Raw genomic sequence first — 21,087 nt, 5'->3', positions numbered from 1 at the left:
GATCAAACTCTTCAATTAAAAGTTTTTTGAAACCTAAGTTTCGTGCTCAATGAATTCTGTATAAATTGACTATATAGCCACTCATAAGAAATTGAGACTCTAAATTTGTTTGCGTCATCTAGCGAACTAGAATCTGCTGTTAGAACTCAATCTGTACGAGTGCCCACACAGATGATTGCTTTATATTGTTAAAGAACGTTGCGACGTTGTCGCTAGGGATGCGTATAATACATCCTTAATTTTTCGAGTCAATACTTAATTTCAAACTTTCTTTCTAGACCGTTTTAAACCGAAGTTTTACTTAACTCTCTGTCACTTTGTTCAGCGCTTTTCATTGCTGCCCGCCGTGTCAGTGGATGCGCATTATAGGGATGCGAAGAATTAACGCAAGCACTTTTTGTAGAAAACTACTAAAAACTTACCTTTCGCGCAAAAAACAAGCTAAAGGCAGTAAAAAACATAGTTTACTGTATAAAATACAGCCAACTTTTCTCGAGAGGATCTTAAGTATTATCGAAATTAGGTAATACGCAAGTTTTTTTAAATAAAAAAGCGCCTGTATTTAAGTGGCGCTTTTATCAATCAACACTAGATTTAGTACAATATACTATATAATTTACGGCGATACTTAGAAGCAAGTGCATCACCATCAGGTAAGGAGGCAATGATTTCTAGGTATGTTGGTTTTGCATCCGCGTAATTTAGATCTTTTTTAAGCACAGTAAATAACATCTCAAGTGCTTCTTCTTTGCGACCTGCAATGTTAAAGGCATTGCTTAGCTCTAGTTTTATCTCAAGATCATTTGGATATTTTTCTACTTTCGCTTGTAGTGCTTTTATTTCTGGTGAATCTGTTGCTGCTAACGCTTGTTCACATTTAGCTTGGATATTTGTGAAATACGCATCACGTTCATTTTCTGCAACCGAATCTAATAATGCTTGCGCATCATCTAGCTTATGAATTTGAATACAGATATCAGCTAACACTAACTTTACACGAGTATGGTTTGGATCTAGCTCGTATGCCTGCTTTGCATAACTAAATGCATTATTTAAATCCTGATTAATTAACGCTTGTTTAGCTTGCTCAAGTAATAATTCATGTTGTGCGGGTAAATGCTTTGCTAACGCATCACGAATTTGCTGTTCTGTTTGAGCACCAGGTAACATATCAACAGGCGCTGAGTCTTTTAACATCACAAGAGTGGGTAGTGCTTGCAAACCTATTTGCTGTGCAAGTTGACTTGCAAGTGCCTGCTCAACATCACAATCTAACGTTGCTACTAATAAATGTTCACCATATTCGTGTGCGATCTTCTCTAAAATAGCAGCTTGTTGATGACACTCTGGATTTTGTGCAGAGTAAAAAGTAAGTAACACTAATTTTTCAGCGGACGTTTCACCCAGTGCTTGCTGCAAATTTTGCGGGGTAAGATTTATCATATTATTCATTTGATTGATTGCACTATATAAGTATTTAAGTTTTGATATAGTGGCAAACATAACAATTACAAGTCCTACGGGTCGAGGTCATTATGAAATTATCTGCTATTTCTGCAGCTTTATTACTTCTTAGTCCATTCGCGCAAGCAACAACGCTCGATTTAAATCTTCAAAAAACCATGCCTGAGATTGAAAAGCTCTATTTAGATTTGCATCAATCTCCTGAGTTGTCATACCACGAAAAGAAAACGGGCCAAAAGTTAGCAAAGCAATTAAAACAACTGGGCTTTACTGTTACAGATAATGTGGGTGGTTACGGCGTTGTTGGGATATATAAGAACGGTGATGGCCCTACGGTCATGATCCGCACTGATACTGATGGCTTACCAATTGTTGAACAAACTGGTAAGCCATACGCCTCTAAAGTAACAGTCACTAATGATGCTGGTGCAACCGTTGGCGTAATGCATGGCTGTGGTCATGATATTCACATGAGTTCATTTATTGGCACAGCCCAACAGTTAATGACACACAAAGATCAGTGGCAAGGCACTTTAATGATGGTGGCACAGCCAGCAGAAGAAGTAGGAGGCGGTGCAAAAGCCATGCTGAAAGAGGGGCTCTTTACTAAGTACCCTACTCCAGACCATGTTATTGGTTTACATGTTAGTGCCAGTGTTCCTGCTGGCAAAGTTAGCATGAAAACAGAATATACGATGGCAAGCGTTGACTCTGTTGATATTACTGTAAAAGGTAAAGGCGGTCACGGTGCCTACCCACACACAACAATAGACCCTGTTGTAATTGCTTCACGTATTGTGTTGGCGCTGCAAACTATTACTAGTCGCGAATTGTCACCACTTGAACCATCGGTTATCACGGTAGGTTCTATTCACGGGGGCTCTAAACACAATGTCATTTCAGATGAAGTAAAACTGCAATTAACACTTCGTAGCTATAACCCTGAAGTACGCTTGCAACAAATCGCTGCGATTAAACGAATTTCTAAAGGCATCGCATTAAGTGCCGGACTTGATGAAAGCTTAGCTCCTGAAGTATTTGTGCATGAAGATGAATCAATTCCCTCTACTTACAATAACCCTGCACAAACCAATGTAGTGCGTTCAGCAATTGCTAATGCTATTGGTGAAGACAATGTACTTGAAACTGAAGCTGTAATGGCTGGTGAAGACTTTGGTCTATACGGTCGTACAGAACAAAACGTACCAATTACTTTGTTTTGGTTAGGCGGTGTTGAACCGAGTCAATATGATGCAGCAATGCAATCAGGCGCAACATTACCTTCTTTACATTCAAGTAAGTTTGCACCTGATTACAAAAAGGCGCTCCCTACAGGAATAACAGCTATGAGTAATGCCGCGGTTGCCCTGTTCAACAAAAAATAGTTTAGGCTGACTTAGCTCTAGGCTTAGCTTTTCTTTTAAAACGTCGCTTTTGCGGCGTTTTTGGTAATTGGGAAAATACTTGACTGTCGCACTGCTTTGCTTGCTCAACTAAAGCATGCAGCTCTGCCAGTAATGGCGTTAAAAACTGCTGATAACTCATGTGTTGCTCAGCTATATTCCCTAATGATGCTTCCCACTTAGCTGTTAAATCAGGGCTAGCAAGCTGCTCTGGTAATGTACTAATGAGTGCTTTTCCTGTTGCCGTTGCTAAAATGTTTTTACCCTGACGCTCTAAAAAGCGGCGCTTAAATAAAAGCTCAAGAATACCTGCCCGTGTAGCCTCAGTGCCTAAGCCATCGGTTTCTTTAAGGATCTTTTTAATTTCAGGATCTTTCACATACCTGCTGATGCCTGTCATAGCACTTAATAAGGTAGCATCAGTAAAATGCGCTGGCGGTGTCGTCATTTTGTCTATCACTTCGCCTTGATTGCAATGCAGCAACTGACCTTTTTCAAGAGCAGGTAAGGTTTGCTCATCTTTTAACTCTGTTTTGCCCATCAATGTTTTAAAGCCTAGGCTAACATCTTGCTTAGCAGCTGCTTTAAAAAGCCCACCAGCAATTTCAACCGTTACTTTGGTTTCGTTAAATACATAGTCTGGATAAAACTGGATTAAATAATGACGACAGATCAACCGATAGACTTTTTGTTCATCACTATTTAATGTTGCTGAGCGAAGTTGTTTTTCGGTAGGTACTATCGCGTGGTGAGCTGCAACTTTGCTGTCATTAAAACATTTACTACGCTTGCTCGTATCAGCTTGCTTACAAGCTTCACTTGCTTGCCCTTCATTATTAGCAATAGCAGCAATAATTTTAGCTGCATCTTTATGGTGCTCTTTTGGTAAATAGCGATTATCTGATCGAGGATAAGTAATTAACTTATGACGTTCATATAAACTTTGGCAGGTATCGAGCACCTTTTGCGCAGGCATTGAAAACGCTTTTGCCGCATCGATTTGTAAAGCTGATAAGTTATAAGGTAGCGGCGCTTGTTGCTTTTTTTGCTTTTGCTCAAGCTCAACTACTTTAGCTGGCTGATTAGTTATGCGTGAAACAACATTTTCAGCAAGTCCTCTATGTAATACCCGCCCTTCTTCATCTTGATAAGGTTCGCATGCTTTGCTTGGCTGCCATTTAGCAGAAAAAGTTTGCTGCTGCTCAGTTTCAAGATGAGCTAATACTTCATAAAAAGGTTTTGCTACAAAGTTCGCTATTTCATTATCACGATTTACAACTAAGCCTAAAATAGGTGTTTGTACCCGGCCAACAGATAACACATTACCAAACCCAGCTTTTTGCCCAGCTAGCGTATAAGCTCGCGTTAAATTCATACCAAATAGCCAATCAGCACGCGAGCGAGCTAAAGCAGATACACTTAAGGGAATAAAATCACGATTCAATTTTAAATTATTAAGTGCTTTTTTAACTGCACTTAAGTTTAAATCGCTGATCAAGAGTCGTTGAATTTGCTGTTTTTTAGCTTGGCTTAGTTTGACCTGATCAATTACTTCATCAACCAATAGCTGGCCTTCACGGTCAGGGTCACCTGCATGAACTATGATACTTGCTTGCTTGATTAGCTTTTTTAATACAGTGAGTTGTTTACGGGTTTTTGCTTTAGGTTTTAATTGCCATTGTTCTGGCACGATAGGTAAGTGCTCAAATCGCCACTTTTTAAAACTTGCATCGTAATCATCGGGCTCTGCTTGTTCAAGCAAATGCCCTACACACCAAGAAACACAATCACCATTAGCAAGCTCTATATAACCATCCTGTTTTTTCTGTGGTTTTGGCAGCGCATCTGCAATGGCCCGTGCTAGGGAGGGTTTTTCGGCAATGTAAAGTTTCATAAAGCAACACTAAATACTGTTTTTATAAACAGTAGTCTAGCACAGGATTTTTAACTTAGGAATCGCTTAAGCTTGCTGACTTCGTCGAGTAAAGAGATAGATAAGTGGTAGGTAACAAACGACCACAGTACCAATATTGATTAGCGGTAGCAGGGTCTTATACATGTAGGTACTGTATGATAAATCCCAAAGATGGCGGTCGACCAAACGGAACAGTTGTAAAATTGGCGCCATAATAACAACAAGTTGTCCCAACACACTTTGCCATAAGTAGACTTTGTCTTTAATACCTAAATAAGCAATGATTGCCATCCAAGCAATATCATTAAAAGCCCAGACTACATAGCGCCAGATATAAATGTCATCAAATTCTTTTAAAGCAGAATAAATAAGAGTTCCATAAAGGAAAAAAGCAGCAGTAATAACAGAGAAATAAAAAGCAGGCCAGTCTTTACGAAGATAAAAAATAATAATAGCTGGGCTCAAAATGAACACCCAGCTATTGCTTAAGATAACTCTAATTTCTACAAACCAGTCAGGCAAAATGTAGCGCCTTAATCAGTTTTATCGTCATCACCGCCATCACCATTGCCTGGCATATAGCTATATTTATCAACTTTTTTCATTTGTATACTCCATTACATCTGTTAATGAAGTTTCACTTTAATTGATTTATTGCCTCACATCAATAGGCTCAGATTCATGCGCCTTACCTTGCATAATAGAGATCTCGACTCGTCGGTTACGCCTACGATCTTCATCGGTTACATTCGGTACTAGTGGCCTGGTTTCTGCGTGACCTACAACCATCATACGAGATTTATCAAAACCGGGCGCCTTTTCCATTTCGCTAGCAACTGCAACAGCACGTTTTGACGACAAATCCCAATTGTTTGTATAAAGCTCATTCGATACTTGGAAATCATCTGTATGCCCTGACACGGTTATTTCACCCGGCACATCTTTTAACAGCGTAGCAATATCACGAATGATAGGTTTAAACCTAGGCTGTAAGAAAGCACTGCCTGATGGGAATGAGCCATTCTCACGAATGCGAATAATAATTTGCTGACCTAGTGACTCAAGTTCAATCGCGCCATCCATAATTTGCTGCTCAAGCTGTTGGGCAATTTTCTTCACAAGCTCATTCGTTTGCTCTTGATCGGCTGCAGAAATTGACTGCTCCATAGCTTGTTGCTGAGCAGTGCTTTGTGATTCCCCACCACGCTTATTACCACGCTGTTCTTGACGACCACCTGCAGAGCTTTCATCACCAGCCTGAAACTCGAGCATTTGTTGTGTCATCTCTACGGTTTGTTGTTGAATTGTCTCGATAGGAGTAGGTTCAGGTTTGCCCGGAGTGAACTCCATTGCAATGACCGAGGTCCCTTTTGGAATATCTTTTACTTCAATTTTATTTTGTACACCAAAAGCAAACTTCATTGAACCTGCTATCTGCTTAAACTTAAGAACATCCATTTCCGAGAAAGCAAGCAAGAGTACAAAGAAGCACATTAATAGCGACATTAAATCTGCGAAGGTTCCCATCCAGGCAGGTAACCCCGGAGGTGGACATTTGCACTCTTGATCTGACATGCCCTACTCCTCGGTATCGACTTTACGTTTTGATTCAGCTAAATAGTTTTTCAAGATACCTTCAATTACTTTCGGGTTTTGACCATCTTGAATACCCAGTACCGCATCAAGAATTAAACGTTGGTTGAGGGCTTCTTCATCTTTACGCAGCTCTAGTTTTACCTGAATTGGAATTGCAACAACGTTTGCCAAAAAAGCACCATAAAGTGTTGTTAAAAGAGCTACAGCCATTGCAGGACCAATTGCTTTTGGGTCATCCATGTTAGATAACATTGCAACCAAGCCTATTAGCGTGCCTATCATCCCCATCGCAGGAGCGATATCAGCAAGCGACTTAAATAAACCTGCACCAAGTTCATGGCGAGTAGCGGTGAGGGAAATATCTTTTTGCAGTGTGGCACGAACTACATCAGCATCATGACCATCCACTAACATATCAACCCCTTTACGCATAAAGCCGTTAGGGATTTCGGCTTCTTCTAATGCTAAGAAACCACCTTTACGTGCTGAGTCAGCTAATTCTACTGCTTTTTCAATTAATTCTTCTGGTGATTCAATTTTGAACATAAAGGCTTTTGCAGCGACCTTACCAATGCCCAAAAACTGCCCCATAGTGAAGTTCGATAACACGATAAAAATCGAACCACCAAATACAATGACCACCGAAGGCGTGTTATAAAACATTGCAACTTGGCCGTCACTACTTAATACCATCGACATAGCAATTAAGCCTATGGCACCAAGAATACCTATTATGGTTGCTAAATCCACATACCCCTCCAGAGGAACAATTACACGACACCAACGGCATCAAATTTTTATTATTAACTGCTTATCGGCAAGCAATTGAATTACTTAAATCATTAAATGAATTAATTTTATTTTAATGTAAGATTTTTAAGCTACAAGTTGCCGCTACTTCTAAAACCGTAAAAATAGCATATTGATTTCCTTTTATGCGCAAAAAAACACATCATTCTTTGACCTAGTTTAGCATTCCCCCTAAAATTGGCCTCACTTTCTATTAGCTATCGAGGCCACTATGGCAACAAAGAAACCAGAAAACTTGAGTTTTGAAGAAGCACTGGATGAATTATCTCAGATTGTTGCACAAATGGAGCAAGGTGAACTGTCTTTAGAACAATCGCTAAAACAGTTTGAGCGTGGTATAGCGCTAGCGAATGCCTCATCTGGAAAATTACAACAAGCCGAACAAAAAGTGGCCATATTAATGGGTAACGATAGCCAAGCTCCTCTTAGCAACTTTGACTCAAACTTGGACTAATTAAGTGCAATTAAAAGAACAATTACAACGCGCTCGAGAAGACGTTGAAGCACATTTAAATCGCTATTTCGAACTGCCACTGAACACTGAAAAAACCATTAAAGAAGCCACTCATTACGGCGTTTTAAATGGTGGTAAGCGCTTACGTCCTTACCTCGTTTATGCGACGGGCCGCATGATGGGAGCTGACAAAGCTGACCTTGATATTCTTGCCGCTGCTATTGAGTGTATTCATAGCTACTCATTAGTGCATGATGACCTACCAGCAATGGATGATGATGACTTAAGACGTGGCCGCCCTACTTGTCATATTGTTTATGGTGAAGCGCAAGCTATTCTCGCCGGTGATGCTCTTCAAACATTAGCATTTGATTTAATTGCTAACCATCAGTTTGCAGTACCTGCGACACAACAGGTAAGAATGATCGCCTCGTTAAGCAAAGCCTCAGGTATAGAGGGTATGGTAGGTGGTCAGGCACTTGATATTGAAGCCACTGATAAAGCAATTACAGTCGAAGAACTAGAACGTATTCATCAACTTAAAACTGGCGCATTACTCAACTGTGCAATTACCTTGGGGGCTTTGGCCGCGCCGCAATGTGATGAGCAAACGTTAAAGCAGCTTAATTTGTTTGGTCAAGCAATTGGTCTGGCTTTTCAGGTACAGGACGATATTCTCGATGTAGAGGCAGACACCGAAACGTTAGGCAAACCGCAAGGTTCAGATATTGCGGCCAATAAAGCGACCTACCCTGCATTATTAGGTATGGCAGGCGCTAAGCAAAAAGCACAAGACTTATTGGCTCGGGCTCATAAAGCACTTGAGGCTATTGATTACGACACCCGCGAGCTGGCAAGCCTTGCTAGCTATATTGTTGAGCGTAATTATTAACGTCTAAAAAAGAAAGACAAAATAACTAAAAAATCAGAGCAGCAATGGGCTATAATGCACTCTGGTTAGCGAAGGATGTATATAAAATCATGACACTTGATAGTAGCAAGTATCCATTATTAAGTTTGGTTGACGAACCAGCACAACTGCGTGATATTGCGCAAGATAAGTTACCTGCGTTTAGTAAAGAGTTACGCGAATACCTGCTTAATTCAGTTTCGCAAAGTAGTGGTCATTTAGCATCAGGTTTAGGTACTGTTGAGTTAACAGTGGCCCTTCATTATGTCTATAACACCCCTGAAGATCGTTTAGTATGGGATGTGGGTCATCAAGCATACCCGCACAAAATCTTAACGGGTCGCCGTGACCAAATGCATACTATCCGTCAGAAAGACGGTTTACACCCTTTCCCATTCCGTGAAGAAAGCCCTTACGACACCTTCAGTGTTGGTCATTCAAGTACTTCTATTTCTGCAGCGCTCGGCATGGCTATTGCCGCTGAAAAAGAAGGTAAAGATCGTAAAACGGTTGCTGTTATTGGCGATGGCGCAATTACTGCTGGTATGGCATTTGAAGCGATGAACCACATGGGCGATGTAAACCCTAACGTGTTAATTATCTTAAACGATAATGAAATGTCGATTTCAGAAAACGTAGGTGCCCTAAACAACCACTTTGCACGTATTTTGTCTGGTAGCTTCTACACCAATATTCGCGAAGGCAGTAAAAAACTTCTTTCGGGTTTACCGCCAGTGAAAGAACTTGCCAGCCGCATGGAAGAACACCTAAAAGGTATGGTCATTCCGGGCACATTCTTTGAAGAATTAGGCCTAAATTACATCGGCCCAATCGACGGTCACGATGTCAATATGTTGGTCGATACCTTACGTAATATGCGTAACCTTAAAGGCCCGCAGCTACTGCATATTAAAACGCAAAAAGGTAAAGGTTATAAACCTGCTGAAGCGGATCCAATTGGTTACCATGGCGTACCAAAATTTGATCCAAGCATGTCTAAATTACCAAAATCAAAACCTGGCGCTGCCACATTCTCAAATGTGTTCGGTGACTGGCTTTGTGATATGGCAGCACAAGATGACAAGCTAATGGCGATTACTCCTGCTATGCGTGAAGGCTCAGGCATGGTTCGTTTTTCTAAAGAGTACCCAGCGCAATACTTTGATGTAGCAATTGCTGAGCAACATGCTGTAACGCTTGCAGCTGGTTTTGCCTGTGAAGGACTAAAGCCTGTTGTTGCTATTTATTCAAGCTTTTTACAACGTGCGTACGACCAACTTATTCACGATGTGGCATTACAAAACCTACCGGTTTTATTTGCTATTGATCGTGCCGGGATTGTTGGTGCTGATGGTGAAACTCATCAAGGTGCTTACGATTTAAGCTTTATGCGCTGTATTCCTAATATGATTATCATGGCGCCAAGCGACACTAATGAGTGCCGCCAGATGCTGTATACAGGTTACCAATGCAATCAGCCTGTTGCCGTACGATACCCACGTGGTAGTGCTGGCAATTGTGATGTTGAATCAACAATGAGTGCGATTGAAATTGGTAAGGCGCGAAGTATCAAACAAGGCAGTAAAGTGGCAATCTTGTCATTTGGTACGCTACTAGAAAACGCCAAATCAGCTGCTGAAGAGCTTAATGCAACAGTGATTGATATGCGCTTCATTAAGCCTCTTGATACAGAGACTATTAGCGAGTTGCTGAGTAGCCACGATGTAATTGTTACCCTAGAAGACAACGCCATTGCTGGCGGTGCGGGTTCTGCTGTGAATGAGTACTTAGCTGCAATTAAAGCAAATGTGACTATCTTGAACTTAGGTATTCCAGATGAATTCATTAAGCATGGTACACAAGACGAAATGCACGCCGAAATGGGCTTAGATGCAAACGGTATCTTAACTAGCATCAAAGAGTTTATGTCCTAAGCCGTACACTATTAAAACTAAAAAGGAGCCTTAAGGCTCCTTTTTTGTCATCGTTTATATTAGCGCATCCAAACCTTAATATCAGCAAGACCTGTTTCTTGAAGAACACCCAGTTGTTTATCAACATTATTATTTTGCTCAAACTCAAAAGCATCTAATTGTTCATCAAAGGTAATATTTGCAACGCCATCACCACCGCGCTTTTTCACTTGGTGTAGCGCGATATCAGCTAAATTAACAGACGTTTCCCAGCCAATCACTTGACCACCCAATAAAGGTAATGGATAGAAAGACCAGCCAATAGACGCAGTGATGGTGGTCGATTCCCCATTTGGTAGCCTAAATGGGTTTGCTGCAATTGCTTCACACAAATCGGCAACATAATTGTCTATAGCTGTACGTTTGAAATCACGTAATAAGAGTAAAAACTCATCGCCACTCCAGCGTGCGACATAGTCTGAGCCTTGTGTCCGGCTATTCAATAATGTCGCCATTTGCTGTAAACAACTATCGCCTGCAAGTGGTCCATAGGAATCATTGATGCGGCTAAAGTTATCAAGGTTAATTATCAGTAGCACCAACGACTTACCCTGTGCTTGCAATGATTGCGAATTACGTTGGAAATGTTCAATATCTTTAGGGAGCTGATCAAACAAGAAGCGACGACTACGAAGCCCTGTTAGCTCATCTGAGTGGCTGACTAACTTAAGCTGAGAGTTTACTTGATTGAGCTTATCGTTGGCTTCACGAAGCTCTACGGTGCGCTCTGTTACTAAGCTTTCAAGTGCTAATTGTTTACGCTTCTCTTGCGCCCTAAACACCCAAAACACGAGGTAGAACAATAAAATAAAACTACTTGTGATCAAGAGTCTAAAGTAAATGGTCTCATCAAAGCGACGTGGAACAACGAATGTGTACTCGGTACGACGAGCCTTTTGCCAATCTTCACCACCACGTTTGGCTTCAAGCTGAAACAAAAATGCCCCCGGCGGTAAATTTGTATAAATAGCCTCACGGCGGGTGTTTGCATAGCGCCAATCACTGTCTAAACCACTCAGTCGATATCTAAACTCAATACTTGAAGGAGCAAAATAATCAATTGCGGTATATTTGATTGTCACATCGCGCTCATCAATTTGTAGCTCAGGTTTATCACCTAAAGTAGCGGTACTTAAGCTTCGCAGCGGCGTAATAATGCTTTCAATACGCGGCTTAAGCGCTTGCACACCAAAAAGCTCAACACTCTTAGGTATTTCAACTACCCCTTGTAAGCTTGGGTACCAAATAGAGTTACCTGTGTCTGCTACAGCATCATGGCCAAGACCAGCACAGCACTGACTGGCTTTACCATCTAATTGTCGGTCAAATGATGAGATCACTTGCTCTACTTTTAAGCTCTCGATATCAGCACCAAATTGCTCTACCGGCATGCGGTAAACGCCCTTCATGGTACTTACCCAAATACGTTTTAACTGTTTGTCATAAACAAGGCTGAAAATCGAGCCGTACGGTAGGCCGTCTGTTGCATCAAGTTGACGCCACTGTCCTTGGGTGCTGCGATAAAATAAACCATCGTTAAGAGAGCCAATTAATATCCCCACCCCTTCAATATTTAAAATACTGGTGACATAAGCGCTTTCTAAACTGGTTTGGTCGCCAATTTTTTCAATACCACGGTCAGTAAAGTAATAAGCCCCTTTACTGGTACCTATTAAGCCAAAATTTTGCTCATCAAGCACATAGGTAATAAATTTACTGCTCAAGAACGCATTGTAAGCAAAAGGTGTTAAGCCACCGTAACTTAAACGGTACATACCGCGGCCAGTACCGAGCCAAAAACCGCCTTTACTAGAACGGCTAATTGCGAATACAGGGTTATCGCGCAGTGCTCGTCCTGGCACTGTATACAAGGTTTGATTCTCATAGTAAAAAACACCGCGACCTGTAGCAATGTATAAGCGATCACCATCAAACTGCAAATCGTGAACTGCAGCCCGACCAAACTGATTACTTGGTATTTGATTTACAAAATTCTTATTGTAATCGAAGTAGCCGACACCACTGCGGTTAGCCACCCATAGTTTGCCATCAGGTGCTTGGCTAATCGCCATCACCGCTTCTGTCATATTTGAAATAGCTGAGTGGCGCTCAATACGCCCTTCGTGAGCAAGCCATAACCCCTCACTGAAACTTGCCAGCCAAATATTATTTTGATTATCACGGAAAATATCTGCAAACCAAATACTTTGATCAAGCTGACTTGGCTCAACCCATTGCCAGTCCCCAGAGTTATCTCTAAAGAGTAAACGGCCATAAGTTGAAATCCACAACGCCCCATCTGAGTCGCTCATAAACTTGTAAACGGCAGAGTTACTCGCGTTAGGGAGTGGGAATGGACGCAACTCGTCATCTAAATCAAGAAAGTAGGCACCAAGCTCAGAGGCAAGGTATAAATTACCCTCAAGCCACGCCATATCATGAATGATGGTTTGCGCTAGACGCTCAGGTAGAGAGACTTTTGCGGTAAGTTCTAAGCGCAGCTTTGCAAAATCAGATGAAGTATTAGTTAAACGCAGTAAGTGACGCTCGTTAACCAGCCAAATACCTTCTGGCGACAACGCCATTTGGCTCACTGAACCAACTATTTGCGTGATTGCCGTAGCATTTGATACTGGCACGACTAACGCAGAGTTTTGGTTTAGGGTGACTTGATTTCGAGCAACATAATAAAGGCCGTTGGCTGCAATCCAGATACTGCCTTTCGAGTCTTCAAGAATGTCGCGTACTGGGCCTTTAACATTAAAGGTTTGCGACATCATCGTTCTTGGATCGAGGGTTACTATCCCGTTTTTAGTGCCAACCCAAAGTAACCCCGTACTATCAACTAATAGCTTGTTAATACCATTACTTGGCAAGAAATCACTATTTTGTGTGTTGAAGTTGGTGAAAGTATTACCATCAAAGCGGCTCAAACCGAACTGAGTACCCAGCCACATGTAGCCTTGCTCGTCTTGAGCGATGCTCTTAAGAGATTGAGATGGCAAGCCGTTTTGGATATTCCATTGTTTGACGACGTAGTCAGTAATAGATGCAAACGCAGGCATACTGCATAACACCAACAAACAGACAACTAAAAATCGCATCATATACTTGCCACCAAGTAACACTGTATTAATCGTTTAAAAGGGTAAATAGCCAGCTTTAAACAAAGCCTGTACACAAATTAATGAAAAAATACCTGCTAAAATATCATCAGCCATGATGCCCAAGCCACCGTGTAAACGCCTATCGAGAATACGAATAGGGCCTGGTTTAGCGATATCAAAAAAGCGGAACAATAAAAAACCAACTAACAATGACTGCCAACTAAGTGCAGCGCCAATCATGGTGATATAATAACCAGCAACTTCATCCCAAACAATGGCAGGATGATCATGCACCCCTAAGTCATCTGCTGTTTTACCACAAGCCCAAATACCAAATACGCTGATCACAATTGCAAATACAATCTGTAACCATAGCGGAAAGTACATAGTTGTAAAAATAAATGGTAATGCAGCAAAAGTACCAAAGGTGCCAGGTGCTTTAGGCGCTAGGCCTAAACCAAAACCCAAACCAAATAATTGATGTGGGCGTTTTAAATTAAATAATCGGTTACTACTCAAACCGGCTCCTTTGCAAAGTGTTGAAACCCTTTACCTTGATAGTTAAATTTTTCACCATCAAGTAGTAGTTCAATTTCACTTTCGCCACTTCTTATTTGCCCAACACAGCTGGCTTCGACGCCATATTGACGAAGTTTCATATCAACCATGCTTTTATTGCTTTCAGGCACAGTAAAAAGTAATTCGTAATCGTCGCCGTAATTTAAAATATAGTCAAACTGTTCAGGGCGTGGAATTGATGCGCTGACAGCATCAGACACAGGTACTTTATCAACATGGATCACTGCACCGACTTGCGAAAGCGCCAATACATGACCTAAATCAGCTAATAAACCATCAGAGATATCGATGGCCGCTGAAGCCGCACCTCTTAATACCTGCCCAGCTGCAACTCGCGGAGTCGGGTAATCGAAACGATTGTTTAAATAACTCAAATGCTCAGGCGCGATGTCGAAACCTTGCTTACGTGCTTCGATCGCAACACCGGCGTCGCCCAGTGGTCCGGTCACATAAATCCAATCACCTACCTTTGCACCACTGCGACGCAATGCTTTGCCTTCAGGCACAATACCTTTGGCACAAATAGTAATTGTGAGCGGACCTTGTGTAGTGTCTCCACCGATGATTTGCACATTAAAGTATTCCGCAATTTCATGCATACCTTCTGTGAACTGCTCAATCCATTCCATATTCACTTCAGGCAGGGTCAATCCTACTGAAATCCAGGTAGGTTCAGCACCCATTGCAGCCAAATCACTTAAGTTAACAGCTAACGCCCTATGCCCAAGGGCGCGAGGAGAAATGTCATCAAAAAAGTGTACACCTGCAACTAATGTGTCGGTTGTCACAGCTAATTGACAGTTTTCTGGCACAGTGACCAACGCACAATCATCACCTATACCAAGGTTTACATCACGACGGATGATACCGCGACCTTTAAAGTAACGGTTAATTAATTCAAATTCCTTCATTCACAAAAAAGCCGGCCCAAGCCGGCTCTCCTTTACGGGGCTACTTACTTACGCAGCTCTTTAACTGCTTTATCAAGTACACCGTTGACAAACTTATGGCTGTCTTCAGCACCAAACATTTTAGCAAGCTCAATACCTTCATTGATTGCTACTTTGTATGGAACGTCTTCACGGAATTTCAGCTCATAGCCAGACAGACGTAAAATTGCTTTTTCGACCATGTCTAACTCATCTGCTGGGCGTGCTAAATGTGGCGCAACGATTTCATCTAATTGCTTACAGTTAACAACAACACCGCGTGCTAGGTCTTTGAAATATTCGACGTCGATTTTAGTCACATCATTTTCAATTAACATTTGCTGTTCAATATCAGCAATTGGGTTACCGCTTAACTGCCAAGAGTATACGGCTTGAAGTGCTAAGATACGTGCTTTACGTCTTGCTGCTGGTTTCACAGAGATTCCTTAAACTTAAATTTTGTCTAACACATTAACCATTTCAAGCGCACCTAAAGCAGCTTCGCCACCTTTGTTACCCATTTTGGTACCTGCGCGCTCAATTGCTTGCTCAATGCTTTCAGTGGTTAATACGCCAAATGCAACCGGGATATCGTACTCAAGTGATACTTGTGCAAGACCTTTGTTTGATTCGCCAGCGACTAAATCAAAGTGTGGTGTACCACCTCTGATCACAACGCCTAGAGCGATGATTGCATCGTGTTCTTTCTTTGCTGCAACGCGTTTCGCTGCTAAAGGTAATTCAACGGCACCTGGTACGTAAACAACAGTAATGTCGTCGTCAGATACGCCACCTGTGCGCTTAAGCTCATCAACAGCACCTGCTAATAGGCTGCTACCAATAAAGTCATTAAAGCGAGAAATGACAATGGCAAACTTTTTGCCCGGTGCGTATTTGTTACCTTCAATAATTTTCATTTAATAACCCTAAAAAATAAGTTTAAGCGGTTGCGATTGCGCAAAAATTACGGCGCATAATACCACAAAAATATAAAAGTAGCCTAGTTAACCTGAACTCTGGCTAATAAATCTAACTCTAGTGGCCACTCGTAACGCTAACCGCATTGAATTTAAATAAAATTACGAGTAAACCTCTTAATTAAATTACGCGTTAATTAAGATTGCGGCTCAACGTAGTCAACCACTTCTAAGTGGAAACCTGATAGTGCATGGTATTTTTTCGGACGGCTCATTAAGCGCATTTTTTCAATACCTAAATCAGCCAAAATCTGCGAGCCCACACCGACAGTACGCGATGTCCCTTGGAATTTACGATGATTTACATTTTCACCCGCATCTTCGGCAGCAAATGCTTTTACCATTGCTTCAAGGTCTTCAGTTGATTCTTGCTTACCCAAAATAACCAGCACGCCATTGTGTTCTGCAATGTAAGCCATCGCATCCGATAAGCCCCAACTGCGATCAGCACTACGATCAGATAATAAAATATCATTGAAGGTACTTTGTAAGTGAACACGAACAAGCGTTGGCTCTTCTTTCGATACTTCACCTTTTTGTAAAACATAGTGAAGTTGACCATCAATGGTGTCTTTGTAGGTAACTAAATCAAACTCACCGTGATCAGTTGGCAGTTTACATTTAGCAACACGCTCAATGGTGGTTTCGTTTAGGTTTCTGTATTCGATTAAATCTGCAATAGTGCCAATCTTTAAGCCATGCTCTTTTGCAAAAACTTCAAGATCTGGACGACGTGCCATGGTGCCATCGGCATTTAAGATTTCAACGATCACAGATGAAGGCTCAAGACCCGCTAAACGAGCTAAATCACAACCGGCTTCGGTATGACCTGCACGTGTTAACACGCCACCTGGTTGCGCCATAATTGGGAAAATATGCCCAGGTTGTACGATATCGCTCGGCACGGCACCTTTGGCAATAGCTGCTTGAACTGTACGTGCTCGGTCAGCTGCTGAAATACCTGTCGTTACGCCTTTCGCTGCTTCAATCGACATAGTGAAGTTAGTTGAAAAAGCAGCACCGTTATTTTTAACCATTAACGGCAAATCTAACTGCTGGCAACGCTCTTGCGTCATCGTTAAACAAATTAAACCACGGCCGTGTGTTGCCATAAAATTGATAGCATCAGCACTTATATGCTCTGCTGCGATGATTAAATCGCCTTCATTTTCTCTGTCTTCATCGTCCATTAAAATAACCATTTTACCGGCTTTAATGTCATCGATAATTTCTTGCGCGCTGTGTAGATTCATAATGTGCCCATGAGAGTATGATTAATAGTGACGTATCTTTGCTTATTTAATAAAACCAGCTTGTGCTAGCAAGCTCATTGATATGTCTGAACGGGAAGGTTGTTCGGCCCCTTTTATTAGGCGCTCTAAATAGCGAGCAATCTGGTCAACTTCTAGGTTCACCTGAGTACCCACTTGAAATTCTGCAATCGTTGTTTGCTCTGCGGTATGCGGAACAATAGTCAACTTGAAGCGGTTTTGCTCGACCTCGTTGACCGTTAAACTAATACCATCAATACATACCGAACCTTTGTAAGGAATGTACTTCATTAAATCATTGTCAGTACTTAGCCAGTACTCTGTTGCACGGGCATTAGGACTGATACTTTCTACAGTCGCAATACCATCAACATGACCAGATACTAAATGCCCACCTAAGCGAGAAAGTGGTTGCATGGCTTTTTCAAGGTTAACTGTTTGACCTTTTTTATAGTGAGCAAAGCCCGTTAAGCTGATTGTTTCGTTTGATAAGTCAGCACTAAAACCATCGCTATGTTTAGCGACAACCGTCAAACACACACCATTGGTGGCAATACTGTCACCGAGCTTAACGTCTTTCATATCCAAATTAGTGCTTTGAATACGAATAGCTAGGTCACCTTGCTTTTGTGTTAGTTCAACAATTTTACCTGTTGCTTCAATAATTCCAGTAAACATAGTGCTACTCTTTATTTTCAATGTGTGTGGCTTGCTTTGCTTTTGTCGCTGTTAAGCGAATATCGTCGCCAATCATCACTGTATCAGTAAAGGTCAGTTCAGTGATATCACTCATCATGGTAACTTCTGCAAAGTTTAGTAAGCTTTTGCCCATATCACCTATTAACTTAGGGGCAATATAAACAATGTATTCATCAATTAAATCTTGCTCAGCAAATGCACCGGCAAGGGTCGCACCTGCTTCGAGCCAAATATGGTTAAATTGCAGCTCAGCAAGACGCTTTAAAACCGCTGATAAATCAACTTTATTATTAACTGCTGGTACAACTTCGTGTTTAACAAAGTGAGGCCATTGATGCTGTTTATCAAGCGATGTAGTGAAAATAATCACCGGACTTTCAATGCTAAATAATGCAAGTTCAGGCCTTAACCTATTTTGTGAATCAATAATCACACGAGCAGGTTGACGCAAAGGCAGTGACGTTGGCATATCAAATGGCAGCTCATCAATGCGTACATTAAGTTTGGCATTATCGGTCATAACCGTATCTGCACCAGTGAGTACCACGCAACTTTGGGCACGAAATGCTTGCACATCTTGGCGCGCTTTAGGCCCTGTGATCCATTTACTTTGGCCATTATTTAGCGCAGTTTTACCGTCTAAACTGCAAGCCATTTTACAAATCACATATGGCAACCCAGTTTCCATGCGCTTTAAAAAGCCTTTGTTTAAATCGCGAGCTTGTTGTTCAAGTAAACCTGATGCTACAGCGATACCTGCATCAGCTAAAATCTGTAGACCGCGACCACTCACCGCTGGGTTTGGGTCGACCATGGCAGCTATAACTTTGCTAACACCCGCTGCTTTTAAACCTTCGGCACAAGGCGGTGTGCGTCCATAATGACTACAAGGTTCTAAAGTCACATATGCGGTGGCACCTTTTGCATTGTCGCCAGCCACTGCCAGAGCATTAACTTCAGCATGGCCCTGCCCTGCTAGTTGATGAAATCCTTCACCGACTATTTCGCCATCTTTAACCAGTACACAGCCAACATTAGGGTTTGGTGTTGTAGTAAAACGACCTTGTTTAGCAAGCTCTATGGCGCGTGCCATATAAGCCGTATCAAGTTCTGTGAATGACATAGTTAATCACCTAAACGAGCGATTTCTTCACCAAACTCGCGAATATCTTCAAAAGAACGGTAAACTGATGCAAAGCGAACATAAGCCACTTTATCTAGTTTTTTTAGTGACTCCATAATGCACTCACCAATTAAATGGCTAGAAATTTCACGTTCACCCGTGGCACGAAGCTGAGATTTAATAATGTTGACCACTTCATCGACCTGCTCGGTGCTGACAGGGCGTTTTTCTAGCGCACGATGCAAGCCATTGAGTAATTTGTCTTCATTAAATGGTTCACGACTACCGTCTTGCTTTATGACTCTTGGCATCACAAGTTCTGCGCCTTCAAAGGTGGTAAAACGTTCGTGACATTCGTTACATTCACGTCGACGCCTAACCTGGTGGCCGCCGCCAACAAGTCGAGAATCAATTACTTTAGTATCTTTTGCGGTGCAAAAAGGACAATGCATAGAGTTCAGCTTCCGTTTATTAAAAACAAAAAAGGCCGCTTATTAAGCGGCCTTTATAATAGCAAAAAACAACGCTATTGTTATCTTAATTACGGTTCAACCAATAATTAAGCGTAAACTGGTAATTTTTTACAGATAGCTTTAACTTTCTCTTTTACTTCAGCTTGTACAGACTCATCATTGATGTTGTCTAATACGTCACAGATCCAGCCAGCAAGCTCTTTTGACTCAGCTTCTTTGAAACCACGGCGAGTAATAGCCGGAGAACCAATACGAAGACCAGACGTTACGAACGGTGAACGTGGGTCGTTAGGAACTGAGTTCTTGTTTACAGTGATGTTAGCGTTACCTAGTGCAGCGTCAGCATCTTTACCAGTGATATCTTTATCGATTAGGTCAAGAAGGAATAAGTGGTTGTCTGTTTTACCAGAAACAACTTTGTAGCCACGCTCTTGAAGAACTTCAACCATAGCTTGAGCGTTCTTTACCACTTGAGCTTGGTACGCTTTAAATTCTGGTTGTAATGCTTCTTTGAAAGCAACTGCTTTAGCAGCGATGATGTGGCATAAAGGACCACCTTGACCGCCAGGGAATACTGCGCTGTTTAGCTTTTTGTAGATTTCTTCATCACCACATGCAGAAACGATTAGACCGCCACGAGGGCCCGCTAATGTTTTGTGAGTTGTCGTAGTAACAACGTGTGCGTGAGGGATTGGGCTTGGGTATACACCCGCTGCGATAAGACCAGCAACGTGAGCCATATCTACGAATAAGTATGCACCAACTTTGTCAGCAATTTCACGGAATTTAGCCCAATCAACGATACCTGAGTATGCTGAGAAACCAGCGATGATCATTTTTGGTTTGTGCTCTAATGCTAGCGCTTCAACTTGAGCGTAATCAATTTCGCCTGTTTCGTCATTTAGGCCGTATTGAATTGCATTATACGTTTTACCAGAAAAGTTAACGTGTGAACCGTGAGTTAAGTGACCACCATGAGCTAAGCTCATACCTAGTACTGTATCATGTGGCTGAAGAAGAGCTTGGAAAACAGCTGCGTTTGCTTGTGAACCCGCATGCGGTTGAACGTTAGCGTAATCAGTACCGAATAATTCATTAGCACGGTCAATTGCTAGCTGCTCAACAACATCAACATGTTCACAACCGCCATAGTAACGTTTGCCTGGGTAACCTTCAGCATATTTGTTGGTAAGCTGAGAACCCTGCGCTTCAAGTACGCGTGGGCTACAGTAGTTTTCAGACGCGATCAGTTCGATGTGCTCTTCTTGACGAGCCGTCTCTTTAGTGATGGCTGCAAATAACTCTGGATCGAAATCCGAAATATTCATGCTACGTTCTAACATGGGGTCTCCTAAGGCAACGTGTATGGTATTTTTTGAAGGCTATATTGTACGCTTAAAACGC

The 21,087-nt window shown here is 41.8% G+C and carries 19 protein-coding genes; 4 read left to right on the top strand and 15 right to left on the bottom strand.

What is annotated here, in order from left to right; genetic code table 11:
* Positions 1–594 precede the first annotated feature (594 nt).
* On the bottom strand, positions 595–1,452 hold the full coding sequence (locus QL229_RS06275; protein ID WP_281546595.1) for a tetratricopeptide repeat protein: 858 nt from the start codon (positions 1,450–1,452) through the stop codon (positions 595–597).
* 83 nt (positions 1,453–1,535) lie between these two features.
* Here QL229_RS06275 and QL229_RS06270 point away from each other — a divergent pair, with 83 nt between their 5' ends.
* Positions 1,536–2,849 (top strand): amidohydrolase, encoded by a 1,314-nt coding sequence (locus QL229_RS06270; RefSeq protein ID WP_281546594.1) that lies wholly within the window; start codon positions 1,536–1,538, stop codon positions 2,847–2,849.
* Between the two features lies 1 nt (position 2,850).
* On the opposite strand, the gene QL229_RS06265 is transcribed toward QL229_RS06270, so the two are convergent.
* From QL229_RS06265 to pomA, 4 genes are all read right to left on the bottom strand, one after another.
* Entirely contained in the window at positions 2,851–4,761 is a 1,911-nt protein-coding gene (locus QL229_RS06265; protein ID WP_281546593.1) for a DNA topoisomerase III, read from the bottom strand.
* A 66-nt stretch (positions 4,762–4,827) separates the two neighbouring features.
* Positions 4,828–5,304 (bottom strand): hypothetical protein, encoded by a 477-nt coding sequence (locus QL229_RS06260; RefSeq protein ID WP_135923697.1) that lies wholly within the window; start codon positions 5,302–5,304, stop codon positions 4,828–4,830.
* Between the two features lie 129 nt (positions 5,305–5,433).
* Positions 5,434–6,357, bottom strand: coding sequence for a flagellar motor protein MotB (locus tag QL229_RS06255; RefSeq protein WP_135923696.1), 924 nt, complete (start codon positions 6,355–6,357; stop codon positions 5,434–5,436).
* Positions 6,358–6,360: 3 nt separating this feature from the next.
* Complete coding sequence (gene pomA, locus QL229_RS06250; RefSeq protein ID WP_135923695.1) at positions 6,361–7,128, bottom strand: flagellar motor protein PomA; 768 nt, start codon at positions 7,126–7,128, stop codon at positions 6,361–6,363.
* 271 nt (positions 7,129–7,399) lie between these two features.
* On the opposite strand from pomA, the gene xseB reads away from it, so the two are divergent.
* The 3 genes from xseB to dxs all read left to right on the top strand — a co-directional run bounded on the left by xseB (position 7,400) and on the right by dxs (position 10,486).
* Entirely contained in the window at positions 7,400–7,642 is a 243-nt protein-coding gene (xseB, locus tag QL229_RS06245; protein WP_054552565.1) for an exodeoxyribonuclease VII small subunit, read from the top strand.
* Between the two features lie 4 nt (positions 7,643–7,646).
* Positions 7,647–8,534 carry a (2E,6E)-farnesyl diphosphate synthase gene (ispA, locus tag QL229_RS06240; protein WP_135923694.1) on the top strand — a complete coding sequence of 296 codons (888 nt, stop codon included), beginning with the start codon at positions 7,647–7,649 and terminating at the stop codon, positions 8,532–8,534.
* A gap of 89 nt (positions 8,535–8,623) precedes the next feature.
* A complete protein-coding gene (gene dxs / locus QL229_RS06235; RefSeq protein ID WP_281546592.1) occupies positions 8,624–10,486 on the top strand; it encodes a 1-deoxy-D-xylulose-5-phosphate synthase in 1,863 nt (620 codons plus the stop codon).
* Between the two features lie 59 nt (positions 10,487–10,545).
* Here the strand turns inward: dxs and QL229_RS06230 are convergent, their stop codons facing one another.
* The 10 genes from QL229_RS06230 to glyA form a co-directional block, all read right to left on the bottom strand.
* Entirely contained in the window at positions 10,546–13,632 is a 3,087-nt protein-coding gene (locus QL229_RS06230) for a ligand-binding sensor domain-containing diguanylate cyclase (RefSeq protein ID WP_281546591.1), read from the bottom strand.
* A 33-nt stretch (positions 13,633–13,665) separates the two neighbouring features.
* Positions 13,666–14,151 carry a phosphatidylglycerophosphatase A gene (locus QL229_RS06225; protein WP_135923691.1) on the bottom strand — a complete coding sequence of 162 codons (486 nt, stop codon included), beginning with the start codon at positions 14,149–14,151 and terminating at the stop codon, positions 13,666–13,668.
* Positions 14,148–15,122 (bottom strand): thiamine-phosphate kinase, encoded by a 975-nt coding sequence (gene thiL, locus QL229_RS06220; RefSeq protein ID WP_281546590.1) that lies wholly within the window; start codon positions 15,120–15,122, stop codon positions 14,148–14,150. Before thiL ends, QL229_RS06225 begins: the two co-directional genes overlap by 4 nt.
* Before the next feature lie 44 nt (positions 15,123–15,166).
* Entirely contained in the window at positions 15,167–15,577 is a 411-nt protein-coding gene (gene nusB, locus QL229_RS06215) for a transcription antitermination factor NusB (protein WP_054552571.1), read from the bottom strand.
* 15 nt (positions 15,578–15,592) lie between these two features.
* Positions 15,593–16,057, bottom strand: a complete 465-nt coding sequence (gene ribE / locus QL229_RS06210) for a 6,7-dimethyl-8-ribityllumazine synthase (protein WP_036966328.1) — start codon at positions 16,055–16,057, stop codon at positions 15,593–15,595.
* 197 nt (positions 16,058–16,254) lie between these two features.
* Positions 16,255–17,370 (bottom strand): bifunctional 3,4-dihydroxy-2-butanone-4-phosphate synthase/GTP cyclohydrolase II, encoded by a 1,116-nt coding sequence (ribBA, locus tag QL229_RS06205; protein ID WP_138558307.1) that lies wholly within the window; start codon positions 17,368–17,370, stop codon positions 16,255–16,257.
* A 42-nt stretch (positions 17,371–17,412) separates the two neighbouring features.
* The gene (locus tag QL229_RS06200; RefSeq protein WP_135923688.1) at positions 17,413–18,066 is read right to left on the bottom strand and encodes a riboflavin synthase; all 654 of its coding nucleotides are present in this window, start codon (positions 18,064–18,066) and stop codon (positions 17,413–17,415) included.
* 4 nt (positions 18,067–18,070) lie between these two features.
* On the bottom strand, positions 18,071–19,210 hold the full coding sequence (gene ribD, locus QL229_RS06195) for a bifunctional diaminohydroxyphosphoribosylaminopyrimidine deaminase/5-amino-6-(5-phosphoribosylamino)uracil reductase RibD (RefSeq protein ID WP_281546589.1): 1,140 nt from the start codon (positions 19,208–19,210) through the stop codon (positions 18,071–18,073).
* Between the two features lie 2 nt (positions 19,211–19,212).
* Complete coding sequence (gene nrdR / locus QL229_RS06190) at positions 19,213–19,662, bottom strand: transcriptional regulator NrdR (protein ID WP_054552576.1); 450 nt, start codon at positions 19,660–19,662, stop codon at positions 19,213–19,215.
* 107 nt (positions 19,663–19,769) lie between these two features.
* Positions 19,770–21,026 carry a serine hydroxymethyltransferase gene (gene glyA / locus QL229_RS06185; protein ID WP_135923686.1) on the bottom strand — a complete coding sequence of 419 codons (1,257 nt, stop codon included), beginning with the start codon at positions 21,024–21,026 and terminating at the stop codon, positions 19,770–19,772.
* Positions 21,027–21,087 lie beyond the last annotated feature (61 nt).

Source organism: Pseudoalteromonas sp. PAR1 (assembly GCF_947311895.1).
GTDB lineage: Bacteria > Pseudomonadota > Gammaproteobacteria > Enterobacterales > Alteromonadaceae > Pseudoalteromonas > Pseudoalteromonas lipolytica_C.
The sequence above is the reverse complement of the archived record's forward strand: the minus strand, read 5'-3'. Positions and strand labels throughout refer to the sequence as shown.

Coding starts and splice junctions, on each gene's coding strand:
- QL229_RS06275 (WP_281546595.1), bottom strand. CDS start 1,452: ATGAATAATATGATAAATCTTACCCCGCAAAATTTGCAGCAAGCACTG.
- QL229_RS06270 (WP_281546594.1), top strand. CDS start 1,536: ATGAAATTATCTGCTATTTCTGCAGCTTTATTACTTCTTAGTCCATTC.
- QL229_RS06265 (WP_281546593.1), bottom strand. CDS start 4,761: ATGAAACTTTACATTGCCGAAAAACCCTCCCTAGCACGGGCCATTGCA.
- QL229_RS06255 (WP_135923696.1), bottom strand. CDS start 6,357: ATGTCAGATCAAGAGTGCAAATGTCCACCTCCGGGGTTACCTGCCTGG.
- xseB (WP_054552565.1), top strand. CDS start 7,400: ATGGCAACAAAGAAACCAGAAAACTTGAGTTTTGAAGAAGCACTGGAT.
- dxs (WP_281546592.1), top strand. CDS start 8,624: ATGACACTTGATAGTAGCAAGTATCCATTATTAAGTTTGGTTGACGAA.
- QL229_RS06230 (WP_281546591.1), bottom strand. CDS start 13,632: ATGATGCGATTTTTAGTTGTCTGTTTGTTGGTGTTATGCAGTATGCCT.
- thiL (WP_281546590.1), bottom strand. CDS start 15,122: ATGAAGGAATTTGAATTAATTAACCGTTACTTTAAAGGTCGCGGTATC.
- ribE (WP_036966328.1), bottom strand. CDS start 16,057: ATGAAAATTATTGAAGGTAACAAATACGCACCGGGCAAAAAGTTTGCC.
- ribBA (WP_138558307.1), bottom strand. CDS start 17,370: ATGAATCTACACAGCGCGCAAGAAATTATCGATGACATTAAAGCCGGT.
- QL229_RS06200 (WP_135923688.1), bottom strand. CDS start 18,066: ATGTTTACTGGAATTATTGAAGCAACAGGTAAAATTGTTGAACTAACA.
- ribD (WP_281546589.1), bottom strand. CDS start 19,210: ATGTCATTCACAGAACTTGATACGGCTTATATGGCACGCGCCATAGAG.
- nrdR (WP_054552576.1), bottom strand. CDS start 19,662: ATGCATTGTCCTTTTTGCACCGCAAAAGATACTAAAGTAATTGATTCT.
- glyA (WP_135923686.1), bottom strand. CDS start 21,026: ATGTTAGAACGTAGCATGAATATTTCGGATTTCGATCCAGAGTTATTT.